A 22,369-nucleotide genomic window follows, 5' to 3' on the forward strand; every position below is an offset into this window, starting at 1 on the left:
TCCCCGAAGGGACCGCTCGACTTGCATGTATTAGGCACGCCGCCAGCGTTCGTCCTGAGCCAGGATCAAACTCTCCATTAAAGTGATCACCGAAGTGATCTATAATAGAGCTTGTCTTAAGCTCAAAATTCAATGCTAGCGAGAATTTTCATTCTCTGTTCAAACATTCACTCGTTGTTCAGTTTTCAAAGGACAATGTCTCGACAAAACTTCATTACTTTTGTAATTTTCATCTTGTCATTTCGTGTCGCTTTGTTTAGCAGCGACTTTCTTAATATATCACATTCACCCATCTTAATGCAAGCTTTTTTTGAAATTTATTTTTCTTATTAAGCTTGATTTGTTTCGGATGTGTTTGCCGTTTTTAGCGGCGAGAGTTAATGTATCATAGGCTTATATATAAAGTCAAGCGTTATTTTGAAAAAATATTCAGCGAATCATCTTCCAAGGCAGATGCTTTCTTTTCGATAGCTTACAGAAAAAAAGAAGCACGCCTGTCTAAACCAGACGTACTCCCTTCAGGCTTCGAATACAAGCTCAAGCTATTCGATCATTCCTTCGACCGGGCTGCTTGCAGAGGCATATCTCTTTTTAGGAATGCGCCCCGCCATAAATCCTTTACGTCCCGCAATGACAGCCAGTTTGAATGCTTCCGCCATGAGAACCGGATCCTGAGCGCCGGCGACAGCCGTGTTCAGAAGTACGCCATCGGCACCCAGCTCCATTGCCAATGCAGCATCTGCCGGACCGCCTATACCCGCGTCAACGATTACAGGAACTTTCGCTTCTTCGATAATAAAGCGAAGCTGATTCGGATTGGCAATGCCCTGTCCCGAACCGATAGGTGAAGCTCCAGGCATAACTGCAGCGGCTCCCGCTTCCTGCAGCTTGCGCGCCAGAATTGGATCGTCCGAGGTATACGGCAGCACGATGAAGCCAAGGTCCACCAGTATTTTCGTAGCTTCTAGCGTTCCGATAGGGTCCGGCAGCAGAGTCTTCGGATCACCGATGACTTCCACCTTAATCATGTCGCACAGGCCCGATGCCTTGGCCAGCTTTGCAATACGAACGGCTTCTTCTACAGTATAAGCGCCCGCCGTGTTAGGGAGAAGCGTAAACTTTTTTAAATCCAGCGTCTCCAGGAAATTAGGAGCTTCCGGGTTATCGATAGGCAGACGGCGAATAGCGAAGGTAAGAACATCCGCTTCGGAAGCCTGAACGGCTTGGTTTTGAATATCCAGCGAAGTGAATTTGCCTGTACCTAGCAGCAATCTGGATTTGAATTCATAGGGGCCGATTTTTAACACGTCATTCATTTGTACAAACCTCCATTAATATGAATGTGCAAGCAAGTATAACGGGCAAATCAATCCTTAACCCCCGCCTACAAAGTGAACAATTTCAAGAGAGTCGCCTTCCTTGAGAGCCGTATTGGCATACTCGCTGCGCTCGATAATGTCCCGATTCAGCTCGATGACCAGTATTTTTTGCTCAAGTTTGAAAACAGTAAGCAGCTCGGCAACATTCGTTACCTGATCTACTTCTCTCGCTTCCCCGTTAATGATCAGTCTCACACCACCACACCACGCTTTCCAGGTAAAATTGACAACAAAAAAAGCCAACCGCGCACAAGAGGTTGACTTGGTGTAAATATGCCGAAAACAGCATCTTACGTTCGTCCACTTCCCTACGCTGGTATCATCCAGAAGCATGCCGCACAAGACATGCCATAATCAGGTTCCAAGGGTCAAGAAAAAGCTTTCTTATCTCAGCCTCGCGATAAAAGGCTCCCCTAGTGGTTATTCAATTGAGTATAAGTATAGCAGAAACTGCTGTTTTTGTCGCTTGGATTCCTTATTTCGTTGTGTACCGTAATTCCAGCTGGGATACTTCTTCGTCCAATGTATAGATAATTTCCTTGGCCAGCGATTTCTTCACCAGCTTGTTCAGGATAAGCGGAAGCTCGAACCGAATGTCGGACAGCTTCTCACACTGCTGAAGCTCGGCTAGGCTCTAGGCTTCTTCACGGCCGGACAATAGGGAGAGCAAGAGGCCGCAGCATCTCTCCATCTTGGACATGACGGAAAATTCGCAAGCAAGAAGCACTAGCTGGACGCGCTGCTTGAGCGTTTCATTGCTTAGCGTAAGCTCCTCATACAACTTGTATACTCCGGGATTAATCGTTTTTACCTGACGCCAGACGGTAATTTCGGGATGGCTTCCCGCTTCGATAATAACAATTCTCGCCCAATGATGGAGCGCCTCGAGAATGTTATTGTACGCATCCAGCAGATGGTCCTCCAAAATATATTCTTTACTCTCCATATATTTGCGCAAAAATCTGGAGAATTCTATTAACAGCTTGTGCTCTCTCATTTCCGACGGAAATTCCAGCATCCGATGCCGCAAACCTTCTAAATACGTATTCCGATCCAGAAGAATCTCTCCCTTTAAGATCCAGTAAATGAGGTTGCGGTGCTCTCCGTGCAGCATAAGCTGATGAATTGCAGACGGAGTAAACCATCTTTCTTGTATACGGCAGTCGTCTTTTATATAATGATACTGTTGATCAGTTTGCAGGCCCTCTTTTACAATGACTAGCAACAGGAGATCGAATCCGTCCGTGATTGCAGAAAACATTGACGGATTATCGACCGCCAATATACTCATGACTGCATCATCTTCCCGGAGCCTGGCAATCCTTTGTTTCTTTAGGGCGTTCATCGCCGCAGCCTCCTACATAACATTCCATGATACTTCTTATTTCTACATTAGTAGGCGGTTTCCTGCATCATTTCAGTGACAAATTTCACATTTTATCTAAAGAAAGAAGTGACACCCGTGATATTAAAATCCAGTAAAGTTAATGAATTCCGGTTATGGGGACTGCTGCTGACCATGGGAGGCATGCTGCTGATGATCGTGGGGTTGGCAGGCATTGTTTTTAACTGGGGCGTAGCAGGCAAGATTATCGCCGGTATATGTATGGTCATCGGAGCTATCTCCATGCTGGCCAGCATGGGAGTGTATTTCTGGGCCGGTATGATGTCTACCAGCACCACCGTTGTCGAATGCCCCGAATGCGGCAAGGCTACCAAAATTCTCGGTAAAACGGACCGCTGCATGTTCTGCAAAACGATCCTGTCTCTGGATCCCCAGCACGACCCGAATGCCAAAGCCAATCTCTAACAGCCGAAACAAAGAAAACTGGCTCCTTTCCCTACCTGCATGAGGTGAGAAAGGAAGCCAGTTTTTTTGTCCGGTTATGGCTTTTTGTTAAGCTCTGTCTTTATAAGCTCCCATATAGCCGGGTTCTCGTAGCCTCTGCGCCAAGTGGCCACTCCGGCAAGCTGGTATTTATTAACGATATCCATCCGCGCTTTCATGGATACCTCATCCTCCAGCCATATACGGTTCAGCTTGTCGCCTTCCTTGTACTCGACATAGTTTTGACCGACCTCCGGCAGGAACACAGGCGTCAGATTTTTCTCTTTGATCGTTCTTTGCGGATTATCCATATAGACCGATCTCGAACTTACCTTCTTCTTGCCGTCAACGACCTCCTCCGTCCAGATCCGGGTATAGAAGGGAACGCCCAGCACTAGCTTAGAGGCCGGAATCTGGTCCTCCTTCATCAGCTTCACTACGTTCTTCTCCACCCAAGGAAGCGAGGAGACAGAACCTGCGGTAGGGCTGCTGGCCCAGTATTCGTCATAGGCCATAATCATCATGTAGTCCAAAGAATCTATAAGAGCTTTCCGGTCATAAAAGGCCGACCACATCTCGCTTGAAGACTTCGGCGTAACATCCATCGATACGACGAGTCCCTGTTCATGCATTAACGGCACCATTTCGCGGACGAATTGGACCAGGTTTTCTTTATCCTTAGTATTTACATTTTCAAAATCGATATTAATGCCCTGTAAGGAATATAATTGCGCAAAGCTTAGAAGCTGCTTGATCATCTTCATTCTTTTATCGTAGGTCGACAATGCTTCTGTCGTGCGTTTCGGATCAAATCCATTGCTGAACAGCGCCCAAATATGATAGTTTTGGCTGTGCGCCCACTTGACATAGGCCGGATCAACAATGTTCTTCAAGTTGCCCTGACCGTCATCGATATGAAACCAGGTAGGGCTAACCACATTCAAGCCGGGCATAGGCGGAAATTTGGACGTATCCGGGCTTTTTGGTGTCGTTACCTGCTCCCAGGTCATATTGATCTTCCCGCCCTCCAACTTCGGCGCTACAAAGCTTGGAGGCTGCTCCTGCTTAGGGACCTTTTCCACATGATCGGACAACAAATGGTCCTTTTTGACGTAGCCCATATACCCGTTCTTCAGCTGCACATGGTACCACTCTTCCTCCTCGCCCCAGATCATAACGTCCTCTCCCTGCTTTAAATCAGCAAGAATCGGAGATTTAATGGACATCTCCTTGCGCATCGGAATCGTTTTGTCCGGCTTGTTCGGATACGATACCGTCTTGCCCCAGTTGAGTTCGTCCCCTTCCTTCACAAGGATCACAGCGCCGGTGTCCTGGGACTCCCGCAATTCTATCCCGTAAAGCTGCTTTAAAGGCTCCATGGGCAGATACAGGGTTCCGTTTACTTTTTCCAGAGGAAACTTCAGGTTGAAGGGCTTCTCATTAATCGTTCCGGTCAACTGGCTTGTCCTCAAGCGAACTACCTTGTCCTGCGTCGTGATAATGGTCGAATCACTCGATTCCTCGTACAGCATCATCGGATCTATTAATTCCTTGGCTAAGGCAAAGGGCAGCTTCAAGCTCTCTTCCTTCCCCGAGGCCGGCTCATCATATAAAACGCCTTTATAGAAGATCGGCTTCGCGATTCCCTCGAAGGAGGGTTCCTCATGCCGGCTGGTCGGAACATATTTGTCCCAGTACACTACAGCCGCGGCTCCGAGTAATACGGCGAACAATAGCGTCCATATGCGCCATTTTTTCGACCTTTTTCTCGTCGTTCTATGATTCATCATCAAATCCGGTTCCATTGCTTCACTCCCATGGCGACTCTAGTCATCGCTCAAATCTAGTACTAGTTTAACAAAAAAGACGCACTGAAAGCCACTTGATTGCCAAGCAGGCTTTAAGCACGTCCATTATACCTTATATTAGTAGAATGTTCCAATTTACGACAGTTGCCGGGCTCCGGCACAATCCGAGCAGATCCCATAAACTTCGACACGGTGGCTTTTCACCAAAAACCCTGTCTCTATCCCGGCCGTTTTCTCCAAATCATCCAGCGGCTTGTAGGAAAAGTCGACGAGCTTGCCGCATTCCTCACAGAGCGCATGGTAATGATCCGACATATCCGCATCAAACCGGCTTGAATGATCGCCGTAGGTCATCTCACGAACCAGTCCGACCTCGATAAATACTTTGAGATTGTTGTATACCGTTGCAACACTCATGCTAGGAAACCGGGGCGCCAGCGCCTTATAGATCTCGTCAGCCGTCGGATGCGTCATCGTATTTAATAAATAGGCCAGAATAGCATGTCTTTGCGGGGTCATGCGTACGCCTGTCGATTTCAATTTGTGCAACGCTTGCTCCAATCGTGAATCCATGCTGTCTCACCGCCTAATCCGATAAAAGGGTATCGATTTATTTTACGCGGCTTTATTTACATTTGTCAATGAAGTTACAGGATAGCTGAAAAAAAGAACGTGCTACTCCGTTTTTTGAATATCGATAGTTCCACTCGTATCCAAATGTATTTTATGTTTTCCCGTACCGACAACTCCTTCGATCGACTTCTTATTAATTTGCATCGGAATCGCCGAATGAATACTGTCTCTCTCCCCTTCTCCTTTGAGAGTGTAGTCTCCGTTAGGGGGCAGTACCAGCTTGATGCCGCCATGAGTCGTCTCGATATCCCAATCCCCGTTAATAACGCGGCTCGCAACTTGTACGGAGCCATTCGTTGTGTCTGCCTTTAATCCGCCGGGTACATCCTGGATCTGAATATTTCCGTTCGTTGTTTTGGCAGCTATGGTACCGTTAACCTGATTCAAGGTAAGGCTGCCGTTGGTCGATGTCAGCTTCACATCCCCCTGATGATCCTGCACCTCCAGCACGCCGTTGGTTGAATCCAGCTTCATGCTTCCTTGGGTCTTTACAGCTGCGATGCGGGCATTGGTGGATCGAAGCTCTATGTTATCGGCCCGGATGGAAGCAGCCTGGATTTCTCCATTGGTCGTCCTGGCCTTCAGCTCCCGCTTGAAAGCCAATTGTTCCGCGGTGATGGAGCCGTTACTTGTCTCCAGATCCATGTCGAGCTTGATTTGCTGCGGCAGGCTGATCACCAGATCAGTGCGCGCCTTGCGCTGCTGCCAGAACCCGCCTCCGTACTCTGCTCCTGTGGAGGTTAACGTCAGCTCATGTCCTTGAACCCGCTGCTCCAACCGCGCCTCGGAAGCAATTCGCTTGGCCTCCTGCTCGTCATCCACGGCCACGTACACGGTCGTTTCAATTTGAAGCTTATCCGTAGTTCCCTGCTTTAGAACGACATTGCCCGAAGGGTTATTAACCGTTACCTTATCCACCCCGCTGGCCAACACGATTTCAGTCGTTCCCTGTTCAAATTTGTGTCCATCCCCTTGGGTGAAGGAAAGCACCGCATCTCCCAAATTGAGATTGGCCGACCAATTGCGGAACAGCGCGGCGGACTGCGTGCTGCCAATGACAATAGCGGAGAGGATAACCGCAATAATGACGCCGCCTAGATCCAGCTTCAGCTGCTTGTCGCTGTCTCCGTATTTCATATTAAATAAAATATACTCAACGCCCAAAGCTACAAACAATACGGGCCACCAGTTAACAAGAAGCGCTGTCCACTGCGATCCCATGTACTGATCGGCAATTACCGCCGCCCCGACTAAAACCAGAAGCAGCGCAGCCGTGTAACGTCCTGCTTTTCGCATCGTACGTTCTCCTTCTTGTCTTTATTTTTTCGTAGATTCCTTCAAAAACATCACGACGCCTACAACAATAAGCACAACAGCACCGATAGAGGACCCGAGCAGCTCAAAAATCCGGTTCAGCCAGGCCGGCTTACTGCTTACAAGAAACAGGAATACGCCCCCGATAATCAACAAGTAGCCGATCGTGCTGCCTTTTGGACCTTTGGATGACCTTTTGCTGCCCACGGTATCCATCGTATCGGAATAAAGCCCGCCCCACCCGGAATTGACTTTGTCGGTCTGTTGAAGCGCATCAAAAATGTTGTAGAAATAAATGACCGGGATGAACAAGGAAAATAATACGATCAACGGAATGCTTGCACTTGCATTGGTCGCAAAAAACACAATGGCGAAAATATCTGCAATCAGTAGAAGCATCAGCATCATACCCCGCTGCATCAACCCAAGATACAGTTGGCCCGTGCCTGGAATCAAAAATGAGAGCAGGCAGGCTACAAGCTTGCTTTTTCGCGGGGCCGCGCGAAACGGGTCGTAAGGAGGCTGATTAGGAGGCACCTGGTTCCATCGCTCCATTCGCTCCCTCAAAAACGCGTCTTCCTTTTCTTCTTCATTTAAAAACGGCTGCTTGCGCTGCTCCTCCATATACGATTAACCTCCATTCGTTCAAATGAACTGATTCGATGCTCATATTGTTAAGCTCTCCAATGGACTTGCTAAGAAAATAATAACTGGACGGAAAGTTGATGTACGATCCATCCCAATGCGGCAACCTTGCTTTGGACGTCGTCCCCCCACTGCTCCGCATTAATGGACATGATTTTACCCAGGACCCCTGAGGAGATGAACACGTAGGTCGCTGCCGTAGCCACCAATCCGTGCACCAATTCATTATGCCATCTTCCTTTGGCTTTGGAAGCATGACGGGCAGCAGCGGCTGCTCGAAGGGTTTGCTCCCGGGACTCTCTCCCAATGGCCCCCATGACTTTGTCCGTCAATTCCTCCGGCGCCTGGAGCAGAGGCACTTGATCCAATAGAGACTCCATGTCAAGATAAGCGCGGAGCCGTGTCCGGCAGTCGGGGCAGCCTTGGATGTGCCGTCCGATCTTCTTCAATTCCAGCTCAGAACAGGCGCTATTTAGAAATCGTAGCAGATGATGATCGTCCGGATGCAGATAGCTTTTGTTCATGATTGCGTACCTCCTGCCATTTTTGTTTGAGCAGCGCTTTTCCCCGATATAATCTTGTCTCTATCGTTTTCATAGGAAGCTGTGTCGCTTCGGCAATTTCTTGATAGGACAGCTGTTTGTAATGATACAAATACAGGATAAGTCTGTACTTGTCGGGCAGCTCCGATAAAAGCTTCAGGATAGTCTGCTGCTCTTCCTTTTGCAGGGCTGCAGCTTCCGGCTCTTCCTGACGATTGCCGAACCAGTTCTTCATCTTATCCAGTAAAGCCTCATAAGGCCTGCGCCGCTGGGAGCGGCGGTAATCGGTGACCAGGTTGACTGTCAGCCGGTAAACCCAGGTCGTAAATTTGGCATCGCCACGAAAATGAACCAACGACCGATACAGCTTGATAAAAATTTCCTGCGTCAAATCTTCGGCGGTTTCGCGATGCTCAACCATGCGATACACGAGCGTATAAATGTAATTCTTATGACGCTCAATCAAGAGACGGTAAGCCTCCTCATCGCCTTGACGGATCTGTTCAACCAATTGCTCATCCGTCAATTGTTCCATCGTTTCACCGCCTTCGGTTATGTTGTTATACACTATTGGACGGCAGAAGCTGTCGGACCCCTTCAAAAATCGTAAATATTTTTTCGTTCCATAAGAACAGCATGTATGATCGCGTCCTGGCAGGAAGGAGAACTTTTTCACATGAGCCTATTTTACCACGGTTTCCTCTCATCGGACGAAAATGTTTGGGTCTTGGAGTTGACTTCCCTTCCTGTGACGCTACACTTAGAATGTAGAGAATGAAACGTTTAAAGCCATTCCATGCAAAAAGAATGAACGGAGGAACTCCATTGACTGCATCTTACTCAGCATTGACGGAAAGAAAACAAGCCATTCGCCGTCTGGCAGCCCGCAAAGCGCTCGAGCTGCCTGTTCTGCCCAGCGGCTTCTGGTTTCATAGCGACGTGCGCGATAATTTTTATTATGCGATTCATCTGTTCTCTTATTGCACAGATCTGCAGGCTAGCTCCGAAATGAGCGAAGCCGAGCGCCAATCCGCCCTCGATTTGGCCTCGAACATGATAAGCCGGGTATTAAGCTTGCAGGTGCAGGACCCTGAAAACCCGATGTACGGCCATTGGCCGCTTAATTTGGGCAGCGATCCCGCCTTAGCCAAGCCTAACCTCCTTCCGGTAGAGCTGATGGGCTGTCTTATTATTTTATTTTATAACCAATTCCAGCATGTGCTTCCTCTCGGCCTGAAGAGCGAGCTGAATCTGTCGATTCTTCATATTTACCAAAGCAGCGTGTATTGCCAGCCGATCAAGCAAATTCATCACCATGAAGCCAAGCATACTTCCTTGAAGCTCTTGCTCGGTCATCAATTCGACGATCAAGAACTGCTAGAGCAGGGACTTCGATTCGCCAAGCAGCAGCTTCGGCATGTGAAAACGTTCGGCTTCAAGGAGTACGGGGCTCTTCCATGGCATTGGCACTGGATTCAGTCGTTCGCCTGCGTGTGGGAAGTCGTAGATGATGCGGCGGTTCGCGAGACGGTGAGTGAAATGCTGGACCACCTCTGGAACCTTCGTGCGGACTCGTATTTAAAAGGGGCCTGGGTCGGCGCCCAATCGCGCCAATGGCCGCATGACGGACCGAAGGACAATAATACGCTGCTCGATTATATCCAGTTCGGGGATTTCCCGATGCCTGCCGTCATTACGCGTCTGGAAGGGGCAAGCCTCTATACTTACCAGGTGTCGGAGGACATTGTGAAGCGCGCAGTAGAGCGTGACTCCGTGAAGGAGCTGAAGCGCAAAATTCAGTTCGCTGAGGTGGACGGGGAAGTAACCGAGGAAGCTCATCTATACACTTATATAACACCGGACTACGCTGTAGGCGGTATTTGGGAACGCCGGGATGAATTCGACAACGAGCAGCAGCGATGGGATGTTACGCTGCCTCTGACAGACCCGGCCGCCGCTATCGGGGTGAATCAGGCGTTCTTCTTCCATCCGGGAAATAAATATAAAGAAGGGGACGACAGACATCAAAGCCGGTACGGTCAAGTCCTGTTCCATCAGGATTCCGTGGCGCAGCTGTGGGAGGTTCCTGCTGAGGATCAGGAGGCTTATCCGTCTCTTATCGGCTGTCTGCCTACAGGGGAATGGTCGTTTGACGGGCGCAGCGGCTATGGCCGAATCGGCAACGTATACGCGGTATTTCATCTAATGAACGATTTCCATGCCGAGGAGAAGCCGGACCGGGTATCCATCACAAGTCCCTTCGTTGGCGGCGCCAATGGTGTCGTCATGGAGGTGATGTCCTCCAAGGAAGCGGAGCAGCTGGGAATCCGCGATCTGGAGCAGTTCACATCCCGCATGAGGCTGTCCCCAGCCCAATTTGCGGCTAATACCGCCGATGCCGCCGGTATCGAGGTCTCGTATGAGACAAGAAGGAAAGACGAGCTGAAGCTCGGGACTGCGGCGGGATATGAAGCAGCCGTGAACGGCGAGTCCATCCATTGGGATGATTATACTATCTTTTAAATAGCGCAAGCCTCAAAAAAACGTGATGCGGACCAACCGTATCACGTTTCTGCTTTTTCATAAGGGATTCTCTTGTGAAACACAGTAAGCGTCACATTAGGAGCAATCTCCAGCACCTGGCCTGCTTCATACCCATGCTTTCCGTACAGCAATACAGCAGGCTCGTTGCTCGTGCCGGTCGATACTTTCACGGCCATCCCCGGCATGGCGAATTGCTCGGCATACTGCAGCAGCTGCGTGGCGATGCCACGGCGAAAAAACGACGGGTGAACCATCAGCCGGCATATCGTGAGCTCTTTCGTGCCTTGCTTGACCGATACGGCGCCTGCCAGCTGCTGCCCTTCATAATAACCGAAAAACTGCTCGCCGGATTCCCGAATCGTCTTGGGCGAATCAAATAAGGGAGGAATTTCATCAAAGCCAATCCGTTCCGCTTCCACCCGGTAAGAGAGCTGCTGCAGCATCAATAGCTCCAGTACTTGGTGGTTGTCCTCTATATCAATAGGTTGAATCATATCGTCCTCTCTCCTCGCAGGCAGGTCATTATCCCTTTGCAAGCTCTTCTAGATGAAAGTAAGTATACAACAGAAATCCCCTTATTCCAATCGTTTCCATATCGAGGCTACTTTCATTCCTCATCACGAGTGTTACCCCCGCAAATGTTCTATGAATGAAAAAAACAGTCTCCGCTCCGCAAGGAGCGAAAACTGTTCTTATCTCGTTATTGATTCAAGCATTCCACGATGAGCTTGTTAACAAGCCCCGGGTTCGCTTTTCCTTTGGTTTCCTTCATAACCTGTCCAACCAGGAAGCCGACAGCTTTATCCTTACCAGCCTTGAAATCGGCGACGGACTGCGGATTGTTCGCAACGACTTGTTCAACCACTGCTTTAATAGCACCCTCATCGCTGATTTGGACAAGCCCCTGCTCCTCCACGATCGTTTGCGGAGCTTTACCGGTTTCCAACATCGCTTTGAAGACGGTTTTGGCGATTTTGTTGCTGATCGTTCCTTTCTCGATCAACCCGATCATTTCGCCCAAGCCTTTGCCGGTCACCTTCACATCCTGGAATTCCAGGTTGTTCGCGTTCAGGTACCCTAGCAAATCGCCCATGATCCAGTTGGACACGGCTTTGGCATCCTGGGTATATTTCAGGCTTTCCTCGAAGAAATCAGCCAGCTTGATCGAGGATGTGATAACCTCCGCGTCGTAGCTTGGCAAGCTGTACTCGCTGACGTACCGTGTTTTACGGGCGTCAGGAAGCTCAGGAATGCTGGCGCGGACACGGGCCTTCCACTCGTCGTCGATATATAGACGAACCAGATCCGGGTCCGGGAAGTAACGGTAGTCATGCGCTTCTTCTTTGCTGCGCATCGTCAGTGTCTTGCCCTGGGCTTCATCCCAGCGGCGCGTCTCCTGCACCACTTCGCCTCCGCTGTCCAAAATATCGGCTTGGCGCCATTCTTCATACTCGAGCCCCTTTTGAACACCCCGGAACGAGTTCATGTTCTTCAGCTCCGCGCGCGTTCCGAACTTTTCTTGCCCGAAGGGACGGATACTGATGTTCGCATCACAGCGAAGAGACCCTTCCTCCATCTTCACGTCGGATACGTCGCAATACTGCATGATCGCCTTCAGCTTCTCCAGGTAAGCGCGAGCCTCCTCAGGAGAACGCAGATCCGGCTCGGATACGATCTCGATCAGCGGCGTACCTACGCGGTTATAGTCGGCGAGCGATGCGTAGCCGCCGTCCACGTGGGTCAGCTTCCCTGCATCCTCTTCAAGATGAACGCGGGTGACGCCGATTCGCTTCGTCTGGCCGTTTACTTCAATTTCAATCCAGCCGTGCTCGCCGATCGGCTTGTCGTATTGGGAAATTTGGTACGCCTTCGGCGAATCCGGATAAAAGTAGTTTTTACGGTCGAACTTGCTGTCCGTCGCGATTTGGCAGTTCAAGGCCATAGCCGCTTTCATCGCATATTCCACCGCCTGCCGGTTCAACACAGGCAATACGCCGGGATAGCCAAGGCAGACCGGGCATGTATGAGTATTCGGCGGAGCTCCGAATTCCGTGGAGCATCCGCAAAAAATTTTGGACTTCGTATGCAGCTCAACGTGAACTTCCAGTCCGATGACCGTTTCGTATTTCGTTTCGGTTGCTGACATGCTGGCTTGCTCCTTTCTCTATTCTGTTACAGCTGAGGACGCTGCTTGTGGTGATCGGTATTTTGCTCATAGGCATGCGCCACACGCAAAACCGTCGATTCGTCCAGCGCTTTCCCGATGATCTGCAAGCCAACCGGCATGCCGTCCGCAAGTCCGCAAGGAACGCTGATCGCAGGGATTCCCGCCAGGTTCACCGGAATCGTCATAATATCGTTCAAATACATCGTCATCGGATCATCAATCTGGGAACCGACTTTAAAGGCCGTCGTCGGGGCCGTAGGTCCGATAACCACGTCATAGTTTGCAAAGACATTATCAAAATCCTGTTTAATCAATGTGCGCACCTTTTGCGCCTTCAAATAATAAGCGTCGTAATAACCGGAGCTAAGCGCATAGGTACCTAGCATAATCCGGCGCTTTACTTCCGGACCGAAGCCCTCGCTGCGGGATTTGTGGTACAGATCCAGCAGGTTTTTCGGATTGTCGGCACGGACGCCGTAACGAACTCCGTCAAAGCGCGCGAGATTAGACGAAGCTTCGGACGAAGCCAGCAAGTAGTATGCAGCTACGGCATACTCGGTATGAGGCAGCGACACCTCTTCGACAATTGCGCCAAGACCTTCAAGCACTTTCAGCGCGTTAACAATCGCTTCGCGAACCTTAGGATCGATGCCTTCGCCCATATATTCCTTAGGCACGGCAATCCGCAAGCCCTTCACGTCCCCTGTCAGAGCACTCAAATAATCCGGAATGTCTACTTTCGCTGAAGTGGAGTCCTGCGGGTCATGGCCTGCAATAGCTTGCAGCAGGTAAGCACTGTCCTCGACATTTTTACTCAATGGACCGATTTGGTCCAAGGAGGAGGCGAAGGCCACCAGACCGAAGCGCGATACTAATCCGTAAGTCGGCTTCAGCCCTACAATGCCGCAATAAGCAGCCGGCTGACGGATGGAACCACCTGTGTCAGAGCCTAGGGAGAAATAAACCTCTCCCGCTGCAACAGCTGCAGCGGAGCCGCCGCTGGAGCCTCCCGGAACATGCTCCAGGTTCCATGGGTTATACGTCGTATGGAAGCTCGAGTTCTCGTTAGAGCCCCCCATCGCGAATTCATCCATGTTCAGCTTGCCGATCGAAACCGCTTGCGCTTCCTTCAGCTTACGGACTACCGTAGCATCATAAACCGGCTCGAAATTGCGCAAAAATTGACTCGCGCATGTCGTCGTAACCCCTTCGGTGACAATGTTGTCCTTGATTCCGACCGGCAGGCCGAACAGCAGTCCTCTGGACTGGTCGGTGCCGAGCTGCTCGTCCAAAGTTTTGGCGGCTGCACGGGCATTCTCTTCATCCAGCTTCAAAAACGCCTTCACCTTATCCTCTACTTGTCCGATCCGGTTGTAGGATTCGTTCACCAAGTCGGAGACGGATAGTTCTTTGGCATGAAGCCGGTTATGTATGTCCTGTAATTTCAGATCAAATAAAGACAAAACTGCATCCTCCCTTCAATAATGGCTGCGGTTATTCCAGTACGGCAGGTACTTTGATTTGGCCGTCTTCTTCATCCGGCGCGTTCAGAAGCACTTTCTCAATCGGCAGAGACGGTCTTGCCACGTCCTCGCGCATCACATTGGAAAGCGGCATCGGATGGCTGGTCGGCTCTACGCCGTCTGTATCCAGCTCGTTCAATTTCTCGGCATATTTTAAAATGGCGTTCATCTGCACGGTTAAAAGTTCCTTCTCCTGATCGCCTAGCTCAAGTCGCGCCAATTTGGCGACATGCTCAACATCTTTTATTGAAACACTCATGGACTGCCCCCCGCTTCATAGTCTTTCCTGTCATTATTTTCGACAAAATGGACGAAAACTCATCCTTATATTATAAACCAGATGAATATTGAACTCAATTACCTAATTCCAGCCCTGATGCGAACCCCAAATACAAAGAAACAGCCCGTAAACGGAGCGTAACGTTCCGAACGGACTGCATACTAAGGCCGGACATCGGAATTACCCGAGCTTTGAATTAGATCCAAGCCTTTAAATTGATTTGTTTGATAAATTCTTCCTGCGACTGTACATCCTTCGCCGCTTCCGCCTGCTCCTCCGGCTCTTCGTCCCCGTTCATAATCCGCCGGAACAGCTCTTCATTCCTTGTGGCCAAAGCAAAATCGATCAAAGCTTCCCGCTCCAAACGGTCTACTTCCTGCTGAATCAACACTTCCTCCAGCTCGATATCATCGGCCGAGACGAAGAAATGCTTATTTATTTTAGGTACACGTACCACGTAATCAAACACATTATCCGCATTCCGGTCATACGCGATGATATATCCGTAATCTCCAACGGGCAAATTTTGCTCAAACCTGTCTGCGACGATATATACCTTCTGTCCCAAACGCAGCATATGCCATTCCTCCCAAGACTAACGTGCCTATCTGATTCATGCCCGAATTGGATCCCTGATGAGCTAGTAAGAAACAATCTCATTTAAGTTTATTAAGTCGAGCCATGAGTATTGGTATACGTTTATGATTAATTCTACTAATTTTATCATCTTTTTTGGGCATAAGCAATGATAGACAAGCCTGACGCCCCTATGAAGATTTGCTATATTTACACCGGCGGAATTCCGCGGACATTTTCCCTCTTTAATGCAAGGAACCGGCCAATATGGCACAGTTTGCCTGCAGCGTATTGCGGGAGACCAGCCATAGACTCTATGGATTACGGCAGAACAAGCTATTTCCCGTGTGAATCTTAAGAGACGGCTGTGCCAGCCAGGCCTGCATGAAGCAGAGCACCGGCTAGCTTTCGACCTTTCCCGCAGCGGAACGCGCAATTTGCTCGAACAGCTCTTCAAAATCCTCCACCGATAACGGCTTGCTGAAAAAATATCCTTGGGCTTCATTGCACTTGTTGTTTTGCAAAAAATGAAGCTGCTCTATCGTCTCTACGCCTTCGGCAATCACCTTCAGATTCAGGTTGCGGGCCATAGCCAGAATAGTCATAATGATCTCCCTGTTATCGGTAGTATCTTTGACCTGGCTTATAAACGATTTGTCTATCTTCAGCGTATCGATTGGGAATTTATTCAAATAATTCAAAGAGGAATACCCGGTTCCGAAATCATCGATTGCTATCTGGATGCCCAGCAGCTTTAAGGAATTCAGCTTACCTATTACATAATCCTCATTATACATGGCGATGCTCTCGGTAATTTCCAGCTCCAAGAGTCTCGGATCCAGACTCGTCTCCTTCAGCACCTGCCGGACATAGTCAACGAGATTTTGCTGTTGAATCTGGCGGGCCGACAGATTGACCGATACGCGCATAGGAGGAAAGCCCTTCTCCTCCCACAGCTTGATTTGCTTGCAGGCGGTGTACAGGATCCATTCTCCCATTGGAGCAATCAAGCCGGTCTCCTCTGCCATCGGGATAAATTCCAACGGGGAAATGAGCCCGTTCTCGGGATGAATCCACCGTACCAATGCTTCGACTCCGACGATCTTCCCTGTGATCAAATCAACCTGAGGCTGATAATACAGCGTCAGCTCCTCGCGCTCCAGCGCCTTGCGCAATCCTTTTTCCAGCGCGGCTCTTCGCACGATCTTGTCCTTCATCTCCAACGCATAAAACTGGTAGTTGTTCCGTCCCTGCTCCTTGGCGCGGTACATTGCGATATCGGCATTTTTCACCAGCGTATCGATATCTTCACCGTCGCAAGGGAACATGCTGATCCCGATACTAGGGGTGACGGACAGCTCCTGGCCTTCATACAAGGCAGGACGCGACAACAGCTGCAGGATTTGCTCGACCTTCTGTTCGGTAGCTTCGCGGGAATAGCCGGGCAGAAGCAGAACAAATTCGTCTCCTCCTATCCGGGAGCCCATCTCGTTGCCGCCGGCCATGCCCTGGATTCGCTGAGCGACCTCCTTCAGCAAATAATCCCCGCTGGAATGTCCGAACGTATCGTTGATCCATTTAAAACGGTCCAAATCCAGGAAGAGTACCGCAATGGAAGAGCCGTCCTTTTTAACCGATTCCAGCGTCTTCGTAAAATGCTCGTTGAACAGCCTGATGTTGGGCAGACCTGTCAAAAAGTCGTAATTGGCGCGAAATTCTATCTCCGCATTCTTGTCCTTCAGCTCCTGCGTATATGCTTCCAGATTCATGGACATCGTATTGACCCGCTTGGACAGCCAGCCCAGCTCATCATTTCGATTAATGGCAATCTTGGCGCCGAAATTGCCTTCGGCGATTTCATTCACCTTATACAAAATGTGGTTAATTGGACGTACGATATAGTCCGCAAGCAGGAAGCTTACGAACAGCACGAACAGCAGAATAATCAAGGAAATAACAATATTGTTCAGCAGCTGCTCATTTAAAATATCCTGAATAATTTGATAATCCGTCACGACCCCGATGATATACGGATTGTCGGATTGAATCGGAATGAACGTCTTCAGTACCTTTTTCCCGTTCGATTCCGTTACGACACTGATCAGCTTGCCCGATTGAAAGGAAGCCAGGACATTCTGAACATCGTTCGCTTCTTTATACGCATATTGTCCAAACTGAATATCCCGGTTTACCAAATCGACGTACTTTTGCCCGTTCACCTCGGTATACAGCGGAGGTTTGCCAAACGTTCTGGGGTTAAAGCCAGTAATCTCCAGCACGCTTGTATTGTTTTTCAATATTTTCTCCAGGATGGATTCCGGACCAAGGATCTGCTGGAATTTCAGGATTTGGGTATCCCGAATATAGGGATTAATAATGTAATTGGTTGTGCCGTCGTAATAGTAGCCCCACTTGTCGACATGATCCGGGTCCGATGCGGCGATATTTACCGGCCCCGACCAGAAGTTAGGGAGCTTCTGGCCTTGGGCTATGGTTACATTATGATGATCGAACAGCTGGTTGAATGCATCGAACCAATAATCCCAGTCCTTGGTGCTCATATCGATTTCCTTCGCATCCGATGACTTGCCGCCCTTTATGTCGTTGCCTTCCCGTTGTAAAAGCGTGATGTGGGAAACCCCTAGTTTTTCGGAAAGCCGCACAAGCTCTTCATTCGATATGTTGTTAATGTCAGGATCCAGAGCATTCTGCGCTGCAATCGCCACGGCCCGTAATTTATTGCCAATCAAATCTTCCACATACTGCGCGCCGAATTGGGACTGTTCGATGGAAATCCCGATCTGCTTCGCCAGGATATCCGTTTGCTTTTCCTGATCCTTCATCAGCAGGTCACGGGAAAAGTAATAGTTCAAACAGTTGTACAAGCCCATAATCAGCGTTACAACAAGAATAAAGGTCAAAGCTAGTTTTTTTCTAAGAGGCAAAGGAATCCCTCCATCCAGACCGAGTCACGGGACTATGATGTCATGCGTAATATTCGAAGTAGTTTTTCTCTGTTTCCCATAAACCGACTTTAAAAAGCTTAGGAATGCGAGGCGCCAGCATTTCGCAAATCACCTTGACGACCACATCCGATGTAGGATTCAAATCCTTAAATTCTTCCGTATCCAGATTCAAATGCTTATGGTCAAACTTTTTGATGACCACTTCATCTACGATATGATCCAGATCCGCCAAATTCATGACCATGCCGGTTACGGAATCCGGCTCTCCTTGTACGGTGACTTCCAGATAATAGTTGTGGCCGTGCCCGTTAGGGTTGTTGCATTTGCCAAAAATCCGCTTATTCTCCTCGTCGCTTAACAAGTAGCTGTGAAGACGATGCGCTGCGCTGAAATGATATTTTCTAGTCAGACGAACCATAGAATCCCTTCCCTTCTCCGCATGCAAATAATGATTTTCTCTTAAAATCAATTGATACAGCTCGCAATCCGGAAACTTGCCGTCCAGTGCCTCCCACAAATACCGGACGATATTTTCCGTCGTCGGCATATGCTCTTGAAAATACGGGTGCTCCCTGTCCAAAAACTTGCCGTCCAGCTCCGACTCTATCAAGCCTTTGGCTACTCTATCAATGTCGGTAATATTGACGACGATACCCGACTTGGGGTCCAGCTCACCCCGAACCATAATCTCCAGGACATAATCGTGTCCGTGACCATGACGATTGCTGCATAATCCAAACACTCTTTGATTTTCTTCTTCCGTCCACTCATCAACCCAGTACACATGGGCCGCGGAAAAATGAAGCTTCCTGCTTAAATAAATCATGTGCTTAGCTCCCATCTTTGGAATGAATGTTTACGTTGCAGTCTGAAGTTGTTATGTAATAGTACTACAGTACTCCTTTGGGCGGGGTCATTTTGATTTCATCCATACGAACATGCAGCGGAGTTTGCGCGATGAAAACAGCTGCCCGGGCAACGTCCTCGACCTGAAGCATATCGTCCTTCGAGAAGCCCTCAACGCCCTTCCACAAGTCTGTGTAAGTCGCTCCCAAGCACAGCTTGGTCAAGTAAACGCGGTGCGGGTACCACTCTTCGCTAAGTGCCTCGCCTAATCCGTTAAGCGCCTGCTTGGAGGATGTATACATGGCTGATTGCGGCAAAGGCCGCTCCGTCATGATGGAGGAAATGTTGATCACCCGGCCGCCTTTGTCTTTCATCAAGGGAAACGCCTGCTGAATGCACTGCATCGGACCAAACACGTTGGTAGCGTATGTATTCTCCCAGTCCTCACGCTCGAATTGCTCGAACGGCTTGTTAATCATTACCGCCGCATTGTTGACGAGAACATCCAAGACCCCATGATTTCGTTCGATCACGCGAAATGCTTCGCGAATACTGTCCTCCGACCGCAAATCCAACGGAAGATGGATGAGATTTTCCGAACTTTGCAGCTCGTTAGCACTGCGGCTTCCTGCATAAGTCATGTAACCGTTTTTAGAAAGCTCCCTGCTGATAGCTTCGCCAATGCCTCTCGATGCTCCTGTTACTAAAGCGATCTTTTGTTCCATAATGCTGCTTCTTCCCCTTCCTACGGTTTAAATTCCGGCATGGGCCGAAAGCCCTCCATCTATAAAAAATGAAGCGCCATTCACATACGAGCTCGACGGCCCGACAAGATAATAAGCCAAATCCGCCACTTCCTCGGGGGTTCCAACCCTCTTGACCGGGGATTTCTCAATGATGCGGGCGTGGTGATTATTGACCTGCTGCTCCTGAACCCCCATATCCGTATCGACAAAACCCGGACACAAGGCATTACAAGTGATCCCGTAGGGTCCCCACTCTGCGGCAATAGACTTCGTAAAACCGATAATTGCGTGCTTGCTCGTTGAATAAGCGACGGACTGAGCTCCGCCGAGAACGCCGAAGATCGATGACAGATTCACAATGCGCCCGTAGCCCGCTTCTTTCATTCTGGGAAGCAAATATTTGCAGAAGAGAAACATGCTCTTGATGTTGGTGTTCATGATCCAATCCCATTCCTCCTCGCTTACCTGATCGATAGCGTGATAGGGACCGCCTACTCCTGCGTTATTAATCAGCACGGAGGGAATTCCCCAGCGGTGTTCAATGGTACGCAGAGCTTGTTCAATGTCTTCCTTCTTCGTGACGTCGCATGGAACGACCTCGGCCTGTCCTCCATGCTTGCGGATGTCTCGTGCCTTCTGTTCGGCCGACTCCACGCTTTTGTTAGCAATGAAGATAACCATTAACTTTTCCGAGGCCAGCTTCTGCGCGATAGCCGCGCCGATTCCCCGACCCGCACCTGTAACTACAGCGATATCCATCCGTCTTCTCCTAAATCAATTTCTCAACAAGATTATTTCATTCCATTATCCTTTCGACAAATGTAGATATTACCCTGCATCCTTAAGCTAACTTTTAAATGAAAAGTATATTTTATTGCATAAAATGGGGCTGAAAGTCAGTTTTGGTTTAAAGTTGTTCTTATTTGGAGAACAAATGGGGCCATTACTGCTTGCGGACGGCATACACCATATGAATCCAATCGTTCAGCTGCTGCTGAACCGTAATGAAGCCCCGGTCCCGAAACCATTGAAGCAGCTGGGAACGGTCTGCCGGATGCTTCCCGGTAAGCTCCGCCACCAGCTTCGGGTTCCCCGTCCGCCTAAGCTCGGACAGCTTCTCCTCAGCCGCTTGGGCATGCTCGAACATGAGACTGGTGATAACCATCCTCCCTTGCGGCTTTAATACCCGATTCATCTCTTCTAGCGCAAGCAGTTGCTGCTCTCTGGTCAAATGGTGGAAGGCCATATGGGTCGCAACAAAATGAAACTGCCCTTCAAAGAACGGCAGCGCTAAAAAATTGCCCAGCTTGGCACAAATAGCCGGGTATTTGCTCCGGCATTTGGCAAGCATTTGCCTGGACTGCTCCACTGCGTACATCGTCGCCCCTTCTTGCTGTAACCTCCCCGCCAAATTGCCCGTCCCGGCGCCGATGTCCAGTCCTGTTTCTCCGGGCTGCGGAGCAAGCCACTGTACGGTATAGGACAGCCCTCTCTCGTACTCTTCCGAAGAGGCGATGAAGCCTACCGGGCTCGTACTGACACTGGTCTGATCGAACCGTTCGGCCATCAGATCATACCCCCAGCGGTCCTCCCAGGCGGATCGGGTACGCTTCAATTGCTTGATCTGGTCGGCTAGCGTAAACAGATCGTCCAGCCGGAGCGGCTCCATATCCCCTGATTTCTCAATCAGCTTGTCCATGGCAGCGAGCACCTGCTTCCACTCCACCCACTGGTCAAATAAGACGGCACGCTGCAGCTCCAAATAATGCCGGTAAGTCTCCCTATCCCCGCTGTCCGCATAATGGAGAAGCTTGGCGATGACATCAATGCCAAGTCCGATTTCCCGGAACGCGGCTATCGTTTGAAGGCGCCACATATCCTCCTCCGTATATCGGCGGTACCCGTTCTCTTCATATTCCGGATGAAGCAAGCCCTTCTCCTCATAAAATCGGATCGCTCTCGGCGTTACGCCCAGCCGCTTGGCGAGCTCGTTGATTTTCATATGCAGCCTCCTAAAGAAAAAGCGCCGGTTGGTACCGGGGCCGGTGTATCCTTAGAAACTGGATGGTCTAATGATCATCCAATTGGATGGTTTCGTTTGCAGGATCTTCTTGTACAATGAAAATAGTAATCATGGCTAATGAATTTGTGAACATGAGAAGGTGATCCTGTGAATCTGACCGTATTTTACATCCTTATATTCATTGTAGGCATGTTCGGGCTTATTGCCACCATAGCCGTCGGTATATCGCAAAAAAATAAAGAAGGCAACCCGTCCTACGATAAAAGTACCGGAAAAATCTTCCTGCGGCTCTCTATCTATTACATTATAACTATCGTAGGCGGCTATCTGGTCTATGCTATTTGGGCCTTCAGCTAACCATTGCAGCATTCACTTTCGCGCTTCCTCGTCCGCTGCAATCCTTTTATCTTATAGCCCCACGTCGTTTAAGTCCAGGATTGACCCTGTTTGACCTTCATACAAGCTAACTACTAAATTAAGCAAGGGCACCCCAAATGGCTAATAGAAGCCGTTTCACTGGGATGCCCTTGCTTATTTTTACGGGATCGA

The 22,369-nt window shown here is 49.4% G+C and carries 22 protein-coding genes, 1 rRNA gene and 1 riboswitch; of the genes, 3 read left to right on the forward strand and 20 right to left on the reverse strand.

Annotation, left to right across the window (positions count from 1 at the left end; all coding sequences use genetic code 11):
• From B1728_RS26130 to B1728_RS26145, 4 genes are all read right to left on the reverse strand, one after another.
• Nucleotides 1–81 (reverse strand): 16S ribosomal RNA (locus B1728_RS26130); the annotation flags it as partial.
• A gap of 461 nt (nt 82–542) precedes the next feature.
• Complete coding sequence (locus B1728_RS26135) at nt 543–1,316, reverse strand: thiazole synthase (RefSeq protein ID WP_079913370.1); 774 nt, start codon at nt 1,314–1,316, stop codon at nt 543–545.
• A gap of 57 nt (nt 1,317–1,373) precedes the next feature.
• Nucleotides 1,374–1,574, reverse strand: coding sequence for a sulfur carrier protein ThiS (thiS, locus tag B1728_RS26140; protein WP_079913371.1), 201 nt, complete (start codon nt 1,572–1,574; stop codon nt 1,374–1,376).
• Between the two features lie 93 nt (nt 1,575–1,667).
• A riboswitch (TPP riboswitch) is annotated at nt 1,668–1,804 on the reverse strand.
• 209 nt (nt 1,805–2,013) lie between these two features.
• Nucleotides 2,014–2,724 carry a nucleotidyltransferase-like protein gene (locus tag B1728_RS26145; protein ID WP_256865519.1) on the reverse strand — a complete coding sequence of 237 codons (711 nt, stop codon included), beginning with the start codon at nt 2,722–2,724 and terminating at the stop codon, nt 2,014–2,016.
• A gap of 117 nt (nt 2,725–2,841) precedes the next feature.
• Here B1728_RS26145 and B1728_RS26150 point away from each other — a divergent pair, with 117 nt between their 5' ends.
• On the forward strand, nt 2,842–3,189 hold the full coding sequence (locus B1728_RS26150) for a DUF2614 family zinc ribbon-containing protein (RefSeq protein ID WP_079913372.1): 348 nt from the start codon (nt 2,842–2,844) through the stop codon (nt 3,187–3,189).
• Between the two features lie 74 nt (nt 3,190–3,263).
• Here B1728_RS26150 and B1728_RS26155 read toward each other — a convergent pair whose 3' ends face one another.
• From B1728_RS26155 to B1728_RS26180, 6 genes are all read right to left on the reverse strand, one after another.
• Nucleotides 3,264–5,012, reverse strand: a complete 1,749-nt coding sequence (locus tag B1728_RS26155) for a glycosyl hydrolase family 18 protein (RefSeq protein WP_079913373.1) — start codon at nt 5,010–5,012, stop codon at nt 3,264–3,266.
• 138 nt (nt 5,013–5,150) lie between these two features.
• Entirely contained in the window at nt 5,151–5,588 is a 438-nt protein-coding gene (gene perR, locus B1728_RS26160) for a peroxide-responsive transcriptional repressor PerR (protein ID WP_079913374.1), read from the reverse strand.
• 102 nt (nt 5,589–5,690) lie between these two features.
• Nucleotides 5,691–6,944: a DUF4097 family beta strand repeat-containing protein gene (locus B1728_RS26165; protein WP_079913375.1), complete on the reverse strand. Its 1,254-nt coding sequence runs from the start codon at nt 6,942–6,944 to the stop codon at nt 5,691–5,693.
• Between the two features lie 21 nt (nt 6,945–6,965).
• Nucleotides 6,966–7,586, reverse strand: a complete 621-nt coding sequence (locus tag B1728_RS26170) for a hypothetical protein (RefSeq protein WP_079913376.1) — start codon at nt 7,584–7,586, stop codon at nt 6,966–6,968.
• A gap of 71 nt (nt 7,587–7,657) precedes the next feature.
• Nucleotides 7,658–8,131: an anti-sigma factor family protein gene (locus B1728_RS26175; RefSeq protein ID WP_079913377.1), complete on the reverse strand. Its 474-nt coding sequence runs from the start codon at nt 8,129–8,131 to the stop codon at nt 7,658–7,660.
• Nucleotides 8,076–8,684, reverse strand: a complete 609-nt coding sequence (locus tag B1728_RS26180) for an RNA polymerase sigma factor (RefSeq protein ID WP_079913378.1) — start codon at nt 8,682–8,684, stop codon at nt 8,076–8,078. The genes B1728_RS26175 and B1728_RS26180 overlap by 56 nt, the downstream gene beginning before the upstream one ends.
• Before the next feature lie 290 nt (nt 8,685–8,974).
• On the opposite strand from B1728_RS26180, the gene B1728_RS26185 reads away from it, so the two are divergent.
• Nucleotides 8,975–10,672, forward strand: a complete 1,698-nt coding sequence (locus tag B1728_RS26185) for a hypothetical protein (protein WP_256865520.1) — start codon at nt 8,975–8,977, stop codon at nt 10,670–10,672.
• Between the two features lie 41 nt (nt 10,673–10,713).
• On the opposite strand, the gene B1728_RS26190 is transcribed toward B1728_RS26185, so the two are convergent.
• The 10 genes from B1728_RS26190 to B1728_RS26235 form a co-directional block, all read right to left on the reverse strand.
• Nucleotides 10,714–11,187 carry a GNAT family N-acetyltransferase gene (locus B1728_RS26190; protein WP_079913379.1) on the reverse strand — a complete coding sequence of 158 codons (474 nt, stop codon included), beginning with the start codon at nt 11,185–11,187 and terminating at the stop codon, nt 10,714–10,716.
• Nucleotides 11,188–11,393: 206 nt separating this feature from the next.
• Entirely contained in the window at nt 11,394–12,839 is a 1,446-nt protein-coding gene (gatB, locus tag B1728_RS26195; RefSeq protein ID WP_079913380.1) for an Asp-tRNA(Asn)/Glu-tRNA(Gln) amidotransferase subunit GatB, read from the reverse strand.
• A 26-nt stretch (nt 12,840–12,865) separates the two neighbouring features.
• Nucleotides 12,866–14,323: an Asp-tRNA(Asn)/Glu-tRNA(Gln) amidotransferase subunit GatA gene (gene gatA, locus B1728_RS26200; protein WP_079913381.1), complete on the reverse strand. Its 1,458-nt coding sequence runs from the start codon at nt 14,321–14,323 to the stop codon at nt 12,866–12,868.
• A 31-nt stretch (nt 14,324–14,354) separates the two neighbouring features.
• A complete protein-coding gene (gene gatC / locus B1728_RS26205) occupies nt 14,355–14,642 on the reverse strand; it encodes an Asp-tRNA(Asn)/Glu-tRNA(Gln) amidotransferase subunit GatC (RefSeq protein WP_079913382.1) in 288 nt (95 codons plus the stop codon).
• A gap of 217 nt (nt 14,643–14,859) precedes the next feature.
• Nucleotides 14,860–15,240 (reverse strand): ATPase, encoded by a 381-nt coding sequence (locus B1728_RS26210; RefSeq protein ID WP_079913383.1) that lies wholly within the window; start codon nt 15,238–15,240, stop codon nt 14,860–14,862.
• Between the two features lie 400 nt (nt 15,241–15,640).
• The gene (locus B1728_RS26215; protein WP_256865521.1) at nt 15,641–18,184 is read right to left on the reverse strand and encodes an EAL domain-containing protein; all 2,544 of its coding nucleotides are present in this window, start codon (nt 18,182–18,184) and stop codon (nt 15,641–15,643) included.
• Between the two features lie 40 nt (nt 18,185–18,224).
• Nucleotides 18,225–19,031 (reverse strand): 6-carboxytetrahydropterin synthase, encoded by an 807-nt coding sequence (locus tag B1728_RS26220; RefSeq protein ID WP_079913385.1) that lies wholly within the window; start codon nt 19,029–19,031, stop codon nt 18,225–18,227.
• A gap of 64 nt (nt 19,032–19,095) precedes the next feature.
• The gene (locus tag B1728_RS26225; protein WP_079913386.1) at nt 19,096–19,776 is read right to left on the reverse strand and encodes an SDR family oxidoreductase; all 681 of its coding nucleotides are present in this window, start codon (nt 19,774–19,776) and stop codon (nt 19,096–19,098) included.
• Nucleotides 19,777–19,803: 27 nt separating this feature from the next.
• Nucleotides 19,804–20,556 carry an SDR family NAD(P)-dependent oxidoreductase gene (locus B1728_RS26230; protein WP_079913387.1) on the reverse strand — a complete coding sequence of 251 codons (753 nt, stop codon included), beginning with the start codon at nt 20,554–20,556 and terminating at the stop codon, nt 19,804–19,806.
• A gap of 184 nt (nt 20,557–20,740) precedes the next feature.
• Entirely contained in the window at nt 20,741–21,799 is a 1,059-nt protein-coding gene (locus B1728_RS26235; RefSeq protein ID WP_079913388.1) for a MerR family transcriptional regulator, read from the reverse strand.
• Between the two features lie 168 nt (nt 21,800–21,967).
• Between B1728_RS26235 and B1728_RS26240 the strand changes: the two genes are divergently transcribed.
• The gene (locus B1728_RS26240; RefSeq protein WP_079913389.1) at nt 21,968–22,177 is read left to right on the forward strand and encodes a hypothetical protein; all 210 of its coding nucleotides are present in this window, start codon (nt 21,968–21,970) and stop codon (nt 22,175–22,177) included.
• Nucleotides 22,178–22,369: the final 192 nt, after the last annotated feature.

The organism is Paenibacillus sp. 32352 (assembly GCF_002042965.1).
Taxonomy (GTDB): domain Bacteria; phylum Bacillota; class Bacilli; order Paenibacillales; family NBRC-103111; genus Paenibacillus_S; species Paenibacillus_S vulneris.